Genomic DNA, 13,100 nt, shown 5'->3' with positions numbered 1-13,100 from the left:
CGATCAGCGCTGCGCGGTGGCGAGCTTGGCCGCGAGCCCGGCGAACACCGCCGCGGCGGCGCGGTTCATCCAGCGCTGGGCGCGCGCGGAGCGGGCGAAACGCTGGCCGACCGCGCCCGCGCTCAAGGCCAGCGCGCCGAACACCAGCGCAGTGGCGAGGATGAAGGTCGCGCCCAGCGCCAGCATCTGCAACGTGACCGAACCGGCCTGCTTGTCGACGAACTGCGGCAGGAAGGCGAGAAAGAAGATCGACACCTTGGGATTGGTCACGTTCATGACGATGCCGCGCAGGTACAGCTTGCCGGCGCTGCTGCGCTCGCCTTCGCCGCTTTCCACCGTCATCGCCGGCGCGCGCAGCGATTGCCAGGCCAGGTACAGCAGGTAAGCCGCGCCGGCGTACTTGAGCAGGTCGAAGGCCAGGCGCGAGCGCTCGAACAGCGCAGCCACGCCCAGCGCTACCGCGCCGGTGTGGACCAGCAGGCCGGTGCACAGGCCCAGCACCACCCACAGGCCGGCGCGCTTGCCGCGCAGCGCGGACTGGGTCAGCACGAACACGTTGTCCGGGCCGGGCACCACCGCCAGGAACAACGCGGTGGCGAAAAAGGCGGCGAGGGTCTGCGGGTCCATGGGCGGCTCCGGTGCGGGGAACCCCATTGGAGGCGAGCGCGCCGCCGCGCGCAAGCGCTGCGCGGCTGGCCGCTCAGAGCATGACCCGCCCGCCGGCCACGTCGAGCACCTGCCCGGTGATCCAGGCCGAGGCGTCGCTGAGCAGGAACAACGACGCTGCCGCCACGTCCGCCGGCTCGCCGAGCCGGCCGAGCGGGAACGCACGCAGCATCTGCGTTTGCCGTTCCTGCGACAGATGGTCGCGGGTGCGCTCGGTCAGCACCGCCGACGGCGACAGGCAGTTGGCGCGCAGGCCGCGCGGGCCCAACTCGTGGGCGAGCTGGCGGGTCAGCGCGATCACCCCGGCTTTGGCCGCGGCGTAACCGGCCGGCGCGCCGGCGACGACGCGCGCGCCGGCCGAGGCCATGGTCAGCAGCGCGCCGCTGCCGCGCGCGAGCATGCCGGGCAGGAAGCACTTGGCGACCAAGAAGGTCGCGGTGAGGTTGTGGTCGAGGCTGGAGCGCCAGTCGCGTTCGTCGATCTCGTGCACCGGCATCGGCCGGCCGCTGCCGCCGCCGGCGAAGGCGAGCACGAAGTCGGGCGCGCCGAAACGCGCCAACACGGCGTCGCGCAAAGCTTCGACCTGGGACAGTTCGGAACAATCGGCGACGAAGGCCTCGGCTTCGCCGCCGCCCTCGCGCAGCGCGCCGACGCTGGCCGCCAGCGCGGTGCGGTCGCGGCCGTTGACCGCCACGCGCACGCCGCTGCGCGCCAGCGCCAGCGCGGTGGCCGCGCCGAGGCCGCGCGAGCCGCCGGTGACCAGCGCGGTCTTGCCGCGCAAATCGGCGAAGACCGGAACCGACGCGTGCGGCGCAGGACGTTCAGGCGTTTGGTTCATGGCTGCGGATTTCCAGGTTGTGTCCGTCCGGATCGGAGAAGTACAGCGACTCGGCCGCGCCCATCGCGCCGTGCTGCAAGCCGCTGCGGCCGTCGCGTTGGAACGGCGAGGCGCCGTAGGCGATGCCCCGCGCGTCCAGGCCCGCGCGCACGCGTTCGAAGCCGGCGCGGTCGAGGCGGAAGGCGAGGTGGACGGCGTCGCGCGGCGGCGCCTGCAGCAAGTCCAGGGTGGTGCCGGCGTCCACGCGCAGCACACGAAGCGGCCCGGGGCCGGGTTCTTCGCATAGGCCGAGGGTGTCGCGGTAGAAGCGCGCCGACACGGCGGCGTCGGCGACGCGCAGGATCAAGTGGTCCAGATGCATGGCGGTCACGGTGCGTGGCGATCGGTGTGGAAGGCGACACCGCCGCGCTTGTTGCGCGGCCGGCGCCGGTGGCAGTCTAGGCGCCGCCGCATGGCGGGCCCATTCGCCGCAGCGGCATGGCCGCCATTCGCAAACGCATCGCGCCGACTCGAAAGGACGAAGATGGATTGGGACGACCTCAAGATCGCCTTGGCGATCGCGCGCCACGGCAGCCTCAGCGCGGCGGCGCGCGCGCTCGGCAGTACCCAGCCCACGGTCGGCCGCCGCCTGGACGCGCTGGAGCAGCGCCTGGGCGCGAAGCTGTTCGAACGCGAAGCCGGCGGCATGCGCGCCAACGCGCTCGGCCGCAGTCTGCTCGAAGGCCTGGAGCAGATGGACGCCGGCGCGCTCGCGGTGCAGCGGCGCATCGCCGCGCGCGACACCGGCCTGGACGGCGCGCTGACCGTGACCAGCCTGGATTGGCTCGGCGACGAGGTGATCGCGCCGATGCTGGCGCGCTTCGGCGCCCTGCATCCGGGCGTGGCGCTGGAAGTCATCAACGACGTGCGGGTGTTCAACCTCGCCCGGCGCGAGGCCGACCTGGCGTTCCGCTTCGGCTCGTTCGCGCAGGAGAACCTGATCGAACGCCGGGTCGGCGATGTCGCCTACGCGCTCTACGCCAGCGAAGCGTATCTCGCCGAACATGGCCGCCCCGATCCGGCCGATGGTTTCGACGGCCACGCCTTGGTGCTGATGGACCACGCCGCCGGCGCGGTCGCGCACGAAGCCTGGCTGCCGCCGCTGGCGCCGCGCGCGCGGGTGGCGCTGCGCGCCAACGGCTTGCGCGCGCATCTGTCCGCGGTGCGCGACGGCGCGGCGATGGCGGTGCTGCCGTGCCTGCTGGGCGAACGCGAACCGCAGCTGCGGCGTCTCGACCTCGCCCCGCAACCGGTGGTGCGCGCGGTGCGGGTCGGCTTCCACTCCGACATGCGGCAGACGCCGCGCCTGCGCGCCCTGGTCGATTTCGCCGTGACCGAATTCGAGCGCCAGTCCGAGCGCCTGTGCCCGCCCGACCTGCGCCGTTGATCGTTCGCCCCCCTGTAGGAGCGGCGCAAGCCGCGACCGCGACATCGCGCTTACGACGCAAGCATGGTGTCGCGGTCGCGGCTCGCGCCGCTCCTACCGTCGGCAATCGCGATGACGCGGCGAGTACGCAGCGTTAACGAAACCCTGACCACGCTGAAGCGCGCATGCACGGCATCGCGCATCCTCACCGCATGGCAACTTCCAGTGCGCGAGGATCGATCCACGAGCTCGGGATTCGCCCGGAGCGCAGCACGCCGCAGGAGGTTTGTATGCTTCATTACGCCGTCGTGTTCTTCGTCATCGCCCTGATCGCCGCGGTGCTGGGCTTCACCGGCATCGCCGGCGCCGCCAGCAACATCGCCTGGATCCTGTTCGTGGTGTTCGTGGTGTTGGCGGTCATCTCGCTGCTGCGTGGTCGCCGTCCGGCGGCGTAACGCAGTCGATCCATCGTTCGCGGCGCGCCTTCGCGCACCGCATGGCCGGACCGGTTCGCCGGTCCGGCTTCGTATCCGGCGCTAGCGATCTTCCGTCGCCGTTCGCAGCAAACCGCCCGCAGACGCTTCAGCCGCGCGGCTTGCGCCCGCGGCCGTGCGGGGCCGGCGACAGCGCTCGCCGGAACTGCGGCGCCTGCGCCTGCAGATAGGCCCACAAACGTTCGGCCACCGGCCCATGCGCGCGGTCGTTGCGGCGCGCAGCGACCAAACGCTCGCCGCGTCCCGGCAGATAGCGCCCCGCGATCGACAGCAAACGTCCGTCGGCCAATTCCTCTTCGACCAGGAACCCCGGCATATGGCCCCAGGCCAGGCCGTGGGCGATCAAATCCTTCTTCATCAGCTGATCGGCCACCGTGCATTGCGGCGCGCCGTCGATGGTGAAGTAGTCCACCGGCGGAGAATGCCGCGCGCTGTCGCGCATCACGCATTGGGTCAGTCCGCGCAACTGCTCGGGGCGGATCGCGCGGTCGATGGGGAAGGGCAGGAAGCCCGGCGCGACCACCGGAATCATCCGGACCTCGCCGAGGGCGATGGTCTCGGTACGTGGGTCGCCGTCGTCGATGCGGTGCACGATCAGATCGGCCTCGTCGTCGAGCAGGCGCTCGCGCGGCCCGCTCACCGACTCGAAATGCAGATGCAGGCGGGTGTTGGGGCACTGGGCGAAGAACCGGCCCAGCAGCGCCAGCGCCTGCGGGCGCGGGCACAAGTCGCCGAGCACGATGCGCAGCTCGCTTTCCTCGCCCATGGCCAGTTGCCGGGCGTGCGCGCGCAACTGCTGCGATTCGCGCAGCAGATTCTGCGCGCGACGGTGCAGGGAGCGGCCGGCCGCGGTCGGCGCGACCCGGTAGCCGCTGCGGTCGAGCAGTTCCAGGCCGAGCTGGCGCTCCAGCCGCGCCACCGCGGCGAACACCGCCGGATGCGAGCGGTGCAGGCTCGCCGCTGCGGCCTGGAAGCCGCCGGCCTGGATCACCGCGTCGAAGCACTGCAGGTCGTGCAGGGTGAATCCGGACATGGCGGCCTATATTCCAGTTTATCTACAAAGAACTTGCGATCTTTGTAATATCAATCCGGGCCCCCGGCAACCAGGATGCACGGCATGCGGCGACATCGCCCCGCGATGCGCGAGCTGCGCCGACCATCCTCCAGGAGCCCGACCATGACCGCTTCCACCCATATCCTCACCGGCGACGGCGTGCGCATCGCCTACCGCTTCGACGGCAACCCCGGCCTGCCGGTGCTGGTGCTGTCCAACTCCATCGCCACCGACCTGCATATGTGGGACGCGCAGATTGCGGCGCTGAGCGCGCATTTCCGCGTGCTGCGCTACGACGCGCGCGGCCACGGCGGTTCGGACGCGCCGGCCGGCGCCTACTCGCTGGACCGGCTCGGCCGCGACGTGCTGGAGCTGCTCGACGCGCTCGGGCTGCAGCGCGTGCACTTCCTCGGCCTGTCGCTCGGCGGCTTCGTCGGCCAGTGGCTGGCCGTGCACGCGCCCGAGCGCATCGGCCGCTTGGTGCTGAGCAACACCTCGTCGCACCTGGGCCCGGCGGCGGTGTTCGACCAGCGCATAGACGAAGTGCATGCGGCGACCGACATGCATGCCATCGGCGAGCGGTTTCTGCGCGATTGGTTTCCGGCGCCAATGCTCGCGGCGGACGATCCGCGCGTGGCGCCGTTCCGCGCCGCCTTGCTCGCTCAGAGCGCCGACGGCCTGGCCGGCAGCTTCGCCGCCGTGCGCGATGCCGACCTACGCCGCACCGCCGCCTTGATCGTCGCGCCGACCCTGGTGATCGCCGGCGAATCCGATCCGGTGACGCTGCCCGAACACGGCCGCCTCCTCGCCGAAACGGTGCCCGGTGCGCGCTTGCTGATATTGCCCGCGGTGCATATGGCCAACATCGAATGCGCCGATGCGTTCGAACGCGCGAGCATCGAGTTTCTGAGCGAGGATTGAAGGCGCCGTTGCGCGACCGCCGGCGCGGTCGCGCGCGCGGCATTGGGGTATCGTCGCCCGGTCCGAGCCGATGCGTCCGCCGCCATGACCGAACCCGACCGCCGTAAAGCCGATGCCGAACTGTTGAGCGCGGTCGGCCTGCGCGCCGGCCTCAACCGCGCCCAGCTCGACGCGCTGGCGACGCTGGAGCAGTTCGGCTGGCGCTTGCGTTTCGTGCGCCGGCCGCTGTTCCTCGATCCGATTCCGGTGGTGTTCCGCGACGACGGCGAGCGCTTCGTGGTGATCGAGACCGACGGTTCGTTGAACGAACAACCCGACTTCCTGATCCGCCGCTGACTCATCCCTGCTGACTCATACCGGTTGAAGCCGGCCTACCGGCGCCGCTGAACGCCGCCCCAGCGCGGCGCCGCGCTTACGCGAACCACACCTGCGTTTCGCGCGCGGCTTACGATTGAAATTCTTTAATCCTCTCGCCAGCACCACGACAGCCCGGCGGACTGAGGATCACAGGCACGCGTCCGGCAGCCGCGATCGTCGCTGACATCCCGTCAGCCTCCTCAGAAGGAGCCGAGCATGTTCGCCTTGTCCTGCAATCGCCGTCGCCTCGCCGCCGCCGCGGCGTTGGCCCTGATCCTGCCCTCCCTGGCCCTGTCCGCCGGTGCGTTCGAGCGTCGCGGCGGCGGCCCGGCCGAAGTCCAGCGCGCGCCGCACGGCTATCAGCGCATGGAGCCGCCGCGCGGCATCGAGCAGCGCCCGCGCGAGTTCGATCGCGGCTATTTCGCCCACAACTTCCAGGCCCATCGCGGCTACCGCATCGGGCCGTGGCGCGCGCCGCCGGGCTACGCCTACCGACGCTGGCACTACGGCGAATTCCTGCCGCGCGCGTATTGGGGGCCGCAGTTCGTGCTCGCCGATTTCTGGCTGTTCGGCCTGGACATTCCGCCGGTCGGCTACGAATGGGTGCGCTACGGGCCCGACGCGCTGCTGATCGATCTGCGTAGCGGCGAAGTGGTGCAGAGCGTTTACGACAACTTCCTGTGACCGCGCGCGTCGGGGCCGCGGCTCCGGCGTTCGCTTCCCGCGTTTTCCCCCGACCGGAGCCGCCCCGATGAATGTTCGCCCCGTCTTGCTCGCGGCGACCGCCGCGCTCGCCCTGCTGTCCCTGGCCGCGCAGGCTAAGGACGCGCCCAAGCCCGCTGCAGCCGCTGCGACCTTGCCTAGCTACGAATCGCTCGACAGCAACGGCGACGGCGTAGTGACCCTGCCGGAGGTGACGGTGCGCGCGCCGGAACTGGCCAAGCGCATCGTCCACTGCGATGCCGACCGCGACAGCAAGCTCAGCCGCGAGGAATACGCGGCGTGCAAGCCGGTGGCGCCGGAGCGGCCGCACGGCGGATGAGGCGGGGCGGCAGGCGGGTTCGGCTGTTTGTCTAGCGAGGCGATGAGCCCGCCGTACCAGCGATGTTCGGCGCCACGATCCGCCCCGTTCCTCGACCCTGCCCGTAGTTCGCACAAGCGCCGGTTCCGGCCGCGCCGGCGCGGTGGTAGCCTGCCGCGTCGGCGCCGCGGGCGCCCGTTCGCGCCTGCGGCCCGCGCCTTCGCAAGCGCCGGCGGCAGGCAGGGGAGTCGCGCATCAAAGTCCTCATTCTCGGCAGCGGCGTGATCGGAACCACCGCCGCTTACTACCTCGCCCAGGACGGCCACGAGGTCGAGGTGATCGACCGGCGCGCGGCGCCGGCGATGGAAACCAGCTACGCCAACGCCGGCGAAGTCTCGCCCGGCTATTCGGCGCCGTGGGCCGGGCCGGGCGTGCCGCTGAAGGCGATCAAATGGCTGGCGATGCGCCACCGCCCGCTGGTGATCCGCCCAGGCCTCGACCCGGCGCTGTGGCGCTGGGGCCTGGCGATGCTGCGCAACTGCACACAAGCGCGCTACCGCATCAACAAGGGGCGGATGGTGCGGCTGGCCGAGTACAGCCGCGACTGCCTGCGCGAATTGCGCGCGGCCACCGGCATCGACTACGACGCGCGTCAGCGCGGCACGCTGCAACTGTTCCGCACCCAGCGCCAGCTCGACGACACCGGCAAGGACATCGAGATCCTGCGCGAGTCTGGCGTGGCCTATCAGTTGCTCGACCGCGACGGTTGCGCCGAGCACGAACCGGCGCTGGCGCGGGTGCGCGACAAGTTCGCCGGCGGCCTGCGCCTGCCCGGCGACGAGACCGGCGATTGCTTCAAGTTCAGCCAGAACCTCGCCGCGTTGGCGCAGGCGGCGGGCGCGCGGTTCCGCTTCGGCACCGATATCGTGGGTGTGGAGGCCGATGGCGACCGTTGGCGCCGCGTCCATACCGACGCCGGCACGTTCGAGGCCGACGCCTGCGTGCTCGCGCTCGGCAGTTATTCGCCGCGCTGGCTGGCGCCGCTGGGCCTGCGCATTCCGGTGTATCCGGTGAAGGGCTATTCGTTGACCTTGCCGATCGTCGATGCGGCCTGCGCGCCGGAATCGACGGTGATGGACGAGACCCACAAGGTCGCGGTGACCCGCCTGGGCGACCGCATCCGCGTCGGCGGCACCGCCGAGCTGGCCGGTTACGACCTGCGCCTGCACGAGGCGCGGCGGCAGACCTTGGCGCACGTGGTCGGCGATCTGTTCCCGGGCGGCGGCGATGCGGCGCGCGCCGAGTTCTGGTGCGGCCTGCGACCGATGACCCCGGACGGCACGCCGCTGCTCGGCGCCACCGCGCTGCGCGGCCTGTACCTGGCCACCGGCCACGGCACCCTGGGCTGGACCATGGCGGCCGGCACCGGGCGCGTGCTGGCCGATCTGATCGCCGGCCGCGCGCCGCAGATCGATCTGGAAGGGTTGGGGATCGAGCGTTACGCGCGCTGAGGTGCGCGTTGTCCGCTCGAATTACGCTGGCCGGTGCTCGCGGGATTTATCCAGCCACCATCCGGCCAGCCTTTGTCAGCGTCAGTCTGGCGAAGGGCGAAACCCGCTGCGTTCGCCTCGGCTTCTCGCGGAAGCGGAAGACGCCTGGAAACCGCGGCAGCGTCTCGATAAAGCCCTGGATGCCCGCTTTCGCGGGCATGACGGTAGGAGGGTTTCGCGGGGATGACGATAGGTGGGGTTCGCATGCATGACGGCAAGTGAGTTGCCCGGCATCACGACGATGCTGCGCCACGACGGTTGGGTTTCACCGCGCCTCTTTCAGGCCGTCATCCCCGCGAAGGCGGGGATCCAGAGACTTCAGAGTCATGTCGCGATAAGGCCCTGGATGCCCGCCTTCGCGGGCATGACGTAGGAGGGTTTCGCGGGCATGACGATAGGCGGGTTGCGCAGGCACGACGATTAGGCGGCGGGCGCGCAACCCTGGACGATGCGGGTGGGCGGTGCGGTAAAGCGCCGCTCTGTCATTCCGGCGAACGCCGGAATCCATTTCGCTCCCGCCCTCCGCACCCACCCGATGCGAACCCGCATCGAGCGCCACGTCCGCTCACTTGAGCATCGGCCCCAGCTTGGTCCAGACGTGATCGCGCAGCGCCGGCTGCGCCGCCGCGGTCGGATGCAGGTTGTCGTTCTGGAAGTTGTTGCGGTCGGCCGCGACCGGTTCGAGCAGGAACGGCAGCAGCGGCGCCGAATACTTCTGCGCCAGCTCGCGGTAGTTGCGCTCGAAGCCTTCGGTGTATTCGCGGCCCAGGTTCGGCGGCATGCGCATACCGATCAGCAGCACCTGCGCCTTGGCCGCCTGCGCGGCCTGGATCATGCGTTCCAGGTTGGCCCGGCTCTGCGCCAGCGGCAGGCCGCGCAGGCCGTCGTTGGAGCCCAGCTCGATCACCACCACCGCCGGCTTGTTGCGCTGCAGTTCGCCGGCGATGCGCGCCGCGCCGCCGGCGGTGGTCTCGCCGCTGATGCTGGCGTTGACCGCGCGCCAGCCCGGCTTGGCCTGGGCGATGCGTTGCGCGGTCAGCGCCACCCAGCCCTGCGGCGCGGCCAGGCCGTAGCCGGCGGAGAGCGAGTCGCCCATGAACAGCACCGTGCGCTGGGCCTTGGCCGCCGGCGCGGCCGCGGCGGGGCGGGCGCCCGGCGCGGGCTGCGCCGCTGCCGGTGCGGCGGCCGCCGCGAGCAGGGCGGCGGCGAGCAAGGCGGCCATTGCAGCGGTGCCCATAAAGGTGTCCGCAGTCGCGGCCGGACTTATGGCCCATTGAAGCCGGCGCCGCAGTCCCGCATATCCTTCGTTGGCGAGGCGCGCATCGCGGTCGCGGCGCGCGCCGAAAGTCTTAAAGATCATTTAATAACCTCTCCCGAAGATGCGGCGAGTCAAGCAGAAGGACGATCATGGCAGTTTCCGACCTGGCCGCACCGATCATGGCCGATGACATCGCGCAAAACGATGAACGAGCGCAGACCGAGCGGCCGTCCGCATCCGCGCGTCCGATCACCCTGGACGTGCGCGGCCTGGGCAAGCACGTAACGCTGCCGTCGGGCGAGCTCACCATTCTCGATGGGGTCGGTTTCTCCATCGCCAAGGGCGACACCGTGGCGATCGTGGGCGCGTCGGGTTCGGGCAAGAGCACGCTGCTGTCGCTGCTGGCCGGGTTGGATTCGCCCAGCACCGGCGAAGTCGTGCTCGACGGCGAAACCATCTCCGCGCTCGACGAAGACGGCCGCGCGCGCGTGCGCGGCGAGAAGGTCGGCTTCGTGTTCCAGAGCTTCCAGCTGTTGCCGTCGCTGACCGCGCTGGAGAACGTGATGCTGCCGCTGGAGCTGCGCGGCGACCGCGACGCGCAGGCGCCGGCGCGCGCGATCCTCGACAAGGTCGGCCTCGGCCAGCGCCTGGATCACTATCCGCGCCAGCTCTCCGGCGGCGAACAACAGCGCGTGGCGCTGGCGCGCGCATTCGTGACCCGGCCCTCGCTGCTGTTCGCCGATGAACCCACCGGCAACCTCGACACCCATACCGGCCAGGCGATCATCGAATTGCTGTTCCAGCTCAACGCCGACGCCGGCACCACGTTGATCCTGGTGACCCACGACGATCACCTCGCTGAGCGCTGCCACCGCCGCATCCGCCTCGACAGCGGCCGACTGGTGCAGGCCTGACATGGGCCGCACGATCGCGATGGCGTGGCGCCAGCTGCGCCGCGACCTGAAAGCCGGCGATGTGCGCATTCTGCTCGCCGCGCTGGTGCTGGCGGTGCTGGCGGTGACCGCGGTCGGTTTCGTCACCGACCGCGCCGAGCGCGCGCTGGCGATCGAAGCCAACCGTTTGCTCGGCGGCGATGCGGTGGTGCGCGCCGACCAACCCATCGCCGGCAAGCTGCGCGAAGCGGCCAACTCCGCCGAACTGCGCCGCGCCGAAGCCACCGAGCTGCAAACGATGGTCCGCGTCGGCGAGCGCCTGCAACTCGGCGACTTGCGCGCGCTCGGCGAAGGTTTCCCGCTGCGCGGCGCGTTCCGCATCGCCGATCGCGTCGGCGGCGCCGAGCGCGACGCGCCCGGCGTGCCCGAGCGCGGCACGGTGTGGATGAGCCAGGCCGGCGCCGACACGCTCGGCGCGCAGGTCGGGCAGGAGATCGCCATCGGCGATTCGCGCCTGCGCCTGGCCGCGCTGGTGACGCAGGAACCCGATGCGTCGCTGGATTACTTCAACATCGCGCCGAAGGTCTTCCTCAATCTGGCGGACCTGCCGCAGACCGGCTTGATTCAGCCCGGCAGCCGCATCCGCTATCGCTTGGTCGTGGCCGGCCCGGCCGCGGCGGTGGAGCGCTTCGTCGCCGCGGCCAAGCCCGCGCTCGGCCGCGGCCAGCGCCTGGAAACCATCGCCGACGCGCGCCCGGAAGTGCGCTCCGCGCTCGACCGCGCCGGCCGTTTCCTCGGTCTGGCCGCGCTGGTGTCGGTGGTGCTGGCGGCGGTGGCGGTGGCGATGGCCGCGCGCCGCCACAGCGAACGCCATCTGTCCGGCACCGCGGTGATGCGTTGCCTCGGCGCCAGCCAGCGCACGTTGGTCGGCATCCATGTCGGCGAGATGGTGCTGTTGGGCCTGCTCGCCAGCGCGATCGGCGTGGCGTTGGCGTTCGCCTTGCAATGGGCGATCGGCGGCTGGCTGGAGCAATCGTTGAAGATGTCGATTCCGCCGGCCGGCTGGTTGCCGGCGCTGCAGGGCTTCGGCGTCGGGCTGGTGGTGTTGCTGGCGTTCGGCGCGCCGCCGGTGCTGGCGCTGCGTCGGGTGCCGGCGCTGCGGGTGTTGCGCCGCGATCTCGACGCGACCGAGCCCAGCGCCTGGCTGGTCGCGCTCGCCGGCCTCGGCGGGCTGGCCGCGTTGCTGTGGTGGAAGGCCGGTTCGCTGATGCTCGGGGCGTACATGCTGACCGGCATCATCGCCACCTTCGCCGTGCTCGCCGCGCTGGCGCTGGGCCTGATCGTGCTGGTGCGGCGCCTGCGCTCGCGCCTGCGCGGCGCGCTGCGCTACGGCCTGGCCAACGTCAGCCGTCGCGCCGGCGCCAGCATCGCCCAAGTTTCGGCGCTGGGCCTGGGCTTGATGGCGCTGCTGCTGCTGACTTTCGTGCGCACCGATCTGCTCGACCGCTGGCAGCTGGCGCTGTCGGCCGACGCGCCCAACCGCTTCATCATCAACGTGCAGCAGGACCAGATGGCCGATGTGCGCCGCTTCATCGCCGAGCAAGGCATCGGCGCGCCGACCTTGTTCCCGATGATCCGCGCGCGTCTGGTCAGCCACAACGGCCAGCCGGTGACCGGCGACAGCTACGCCGAACGCGGCGACCGCGCCAAGCAACTGGCCGAGCGCGAGTTCAACCTGTCGGTGGCCGACACGCTGCGCGACGACAACAAGGTGACCGACGGCAAGTTCTGGGCGCCGCGCAAGCTGGCGCAGCCGGAGGTGTCGGTCGAAGAAGGCTTCGCCGAGACGCTGGGCTGGAAGGTCGGCGACCGCATCGGCTTCGACATCGCCGGGCAGCCGTACGCGGCCAAGATCACCAGCCTGCGCAAGGTCGATTGGGAGAGCTTCCGGCCGAACTTCTTCGTGGTCGGATCGCCCGGATCGATGGACGGCTACGCGGCCAGCTACATCACCGCGATCAGCGTGCCGGCGGGCAATACCCGCTTCACCTCGCAACTGGTCGAGCGTTTCCCGAATCTGTCGGTGATCGACGTCGAACAGGTGCTCAAGCAGGTGCGCAGCACCGCCGACCAGGTCTCGACGGTGGTCGAGGTGGTGTTCTACTTCTCGCTGTTCGCCGGATTGCTGGTGTTGATGGCGGCGGTGAGCGCGAGCCAGGACGAGCGCTTGCTCGAAGGCGGGGTGATGCGCGTGCTCGGCGGCAGCCGCTGGCAGCTGCGCTTGGCCCAGGCCTCGGAATTCGCGGCGATCGGGCTGTTGTCGGGGCTGGTCGCGGCGATCGCCGCGTCGGTGCTGGCCGGCGTGGTCGCGGTGCAGGTGTTCGACCTGCCGTGGGAATTCGACTGGCGCATGACCGCGGCCGGCGGCGCGGCGGGCATGCTGGCGGCGTTGGCGGCGGGGATGTTCGCGACGCGGAAGGTGTTGGATGCGCCGCCATCGGTGACGTTGCGCGAGTTGCAGAACTGAGGTTCGCGGCGGCCCTCATCCGCCCCTTCGGGGCACCTTCTCCCGCGAGCGGGAGAAGGAACGGCAATTGGCGCCGAACTCTTTAGCCCCTCTCCCGCTTGCGGGAGAGGGGTTGG

Annotated in this window: 14 protein-coding genes; 9 read left to right on the top strand and 5 right to left on the bottom strand. The window is 70.9% G+C overall.

Annotation, left to right across the window (positions count from 1 at the left end; genetic code table 11):
• Positions 1-3 precede the first annotated feature (3 nt).
• From BLU84_RS24820 to BLU84_RS24810, 3 genes are all read right to left on the bottom strand, one after another.
• Positions 4-627 (bottom strand): LysE family translocator, encoded by a 624-nt coding sequence (locus BLU84_RS24820; protein WP_074873588.1) that lies wholly within the window; start codon positions 625-627, stop codon positions 4-6.
• 73 nt (positions 628-700) lie between these two features.
• Positions 701-1,504, bottom strand: coding sequence for an SDR family NAD(P)-dependent oxidoreductase (locus tag BLU84_RS24815; RefSeq protein WP_083383091.1), 804 nt, complete (start codon positions 1,502-1,504; stop codon positions 701-703).
• Positions 1,488-1,874, bottom strand: a complete 387-nt coding sequence (locus BLU84_RS24810) for a VOC family protein (RefSeq protein ID WP_139175238.1) — start codon at positions 1,872-1,874, stop codon at positions 1,488-1,490. Before BLU84_RS24810 ends, BLU84_RS24815 begins: the two co-directional genes overlap by 17 nt.
• Before the next feature lie 153 nt (positions 1,875-2,027).
• Between BLU84_RS24810 and BLU84_RS24805 the strand changes: the two genes are divergently transcribed.
• Together BLU84_RS24805 and BLU84_RS24800 are read left to right on the top strand one after the other, a co-directional pair.
• Positions 2,028-2,930 (top strand): LysR family transcriptional regulator, encoded by a 903-nt coding sequence (locus tag BLU84_RS24805; RefSeq protein WP_074873582.1) that lies wholly within the window; start codon positions 2,028-2,030, stop codon positions 2,928-2,930.
• Between the two features lie 269 nt (positions 2,931-3,199).
• Positions 3,200-3,364, top strand: coding sequence for a DUF1328 domain-containing protein (locus BLU84_RS24800; RefSeq protein WP_074873579.1), 165 nt, complete (start codon positions 3,200-3,202; stop codon positions 3,362-3,364).
• 127 nt (positions 3,365-3,491) lie between these two features.
• Here BLU84_RS24800 and BLU84_RS24795 read toward each other — a convergent pair whose 3' ends face one another.
• The gene (locus BLU84_RS24795; protein WP_074873577.1) at positions 3,492-4,436 is read right to left on the bottom strand and encodes a LysR family transcriptional regulator; all 945 of its coding nucleotides are present in this window, start codon (positions 4,434-4,436) and stop codon (positions 3,492-3,494) included.
• A gap of 144 nt (positions 4,437-4,580) precedes the next feature.
• Here BLU84_RS24795 and pcaD point away from each other — a divergent pair, with 144 nt between their 5' ends.
• From pcaD to BLU84_RS24770, 5 genes are all read left to right on the top strand, one after another.
• The gene (gene pcaD, locus BLU84_RS24790; RefSeq protein ID WP_074873575.1) at positions 4,581-5,378 is read left to right on the top strand and encodes a 3-oxoadipate enol-lactonase; all 798 of its coding nucleotides are present in this window, start codon (positions 4,581-4,583) and stop codon (positions 5,376-5,378) included.
• Between the two features lie 84 nt (positions 5,379-5,462).
• The gene (locus tag BLU84_RS24785; protein WP_074873574.1) at positions 5,463-5,714 is read left to right on the top strand and encodes a hypothetical protein; all 252 of its coding nucleotides are present in this window, start codon (positions 5,463-5,465) and stop codon (positions 5,712-5,714) included.
• Positions 5,715-5,951: 237 nt separating this feature from the next.
• The gene (locus tag BLU84_RS24780) at positions 5,952-6,419 is read left to right on the top strand and encodes an RcnB family protein (protein WP_074873571.1); all 468 of its coding nucleotides are present in this window, start codon (positions 5,952-5,954) and stop codon (positions 6,417-6,419) included.
• Between the two features lie 67 nt (positions 6,420-6,486).
• Positions 6,487-6,777, top strand: a complete 291-nt coding sequence (locus tag BLU84_RS24775) for an EF-hand domain-containing protein (protein WP_074873569.1) — start codon at positions 6,487-6,489, stop codon at positions 6,775-6,777.
• 233 nt (positions 6,778-7,010) lie between these two features.
• Positions 7,011-8,267: a D-amino acid dehydrogenase gene (locus BLU84_RS24770; RefSeq protein ID WP_074873566.1), complete on the top strand. Its 1,257-nt coding sequence runs from the start codon at positions 7,011-7,013 to the stop codon at positions 8,265-8,267.
• 604 nt (positions 8,268-8,871) lie between these two features.
• Here BLU84_RS24770 and BLU84_RS24765 read toward each other — a convergent pair.
• Entirely contained in the window at positions 8,872-9,543 is a 672-nt protein-coding gene (locus BLU84_RS24765; protein WP_083383089.1) for an arylesterase, read from the bottom strand.
• 170 nt (positions 9,544-9,713) lie between these two features.
• Here BLU84_RS24765 and BLU84_RS24760 point away from each other — a divergent pair, with 170 nt between their 5' ends.
• Entirely contained in the window at positions 9,714-10,478 is a 765-nt protein-coding gene (locus BLU84_RS24760; RefSeq protein ID WP_232518357.1) for an ABC transporter ATP-binding protein, read from the top strand.
• A 1-nt stretch (position 10,479) separates the two neighbouring features.
• On the top strand, positions 10,480-12,984 hold the full coding sequence (locus BLU84_RS24755) for an ABC transporter permease (RefSeq protein ID WP_074873564.1): 2,505 nt from the start codon (positions 10,480-10,482) through the stop codon (positions 12,982-12,984).
• The last annotated feature ends 116 nt before the right edge of the window (positions 12,985-13,100 follow it).

The sequence above is a fragment of the Lysobacter enzymogenes genome (assembly GCF_900106525.1).
Classification (GTDB): Bacteria; Pseudomonadota; Gammaproteobacteria; order Xanthomonadales; family Xanthomonadaceae; genus Lysobacter; species Lysobacter enzymogenes.
Note: the sequence above shows the minus strand (reverse complement) of the source record. Positions and strands in the feature narration are given on the sequence as shown.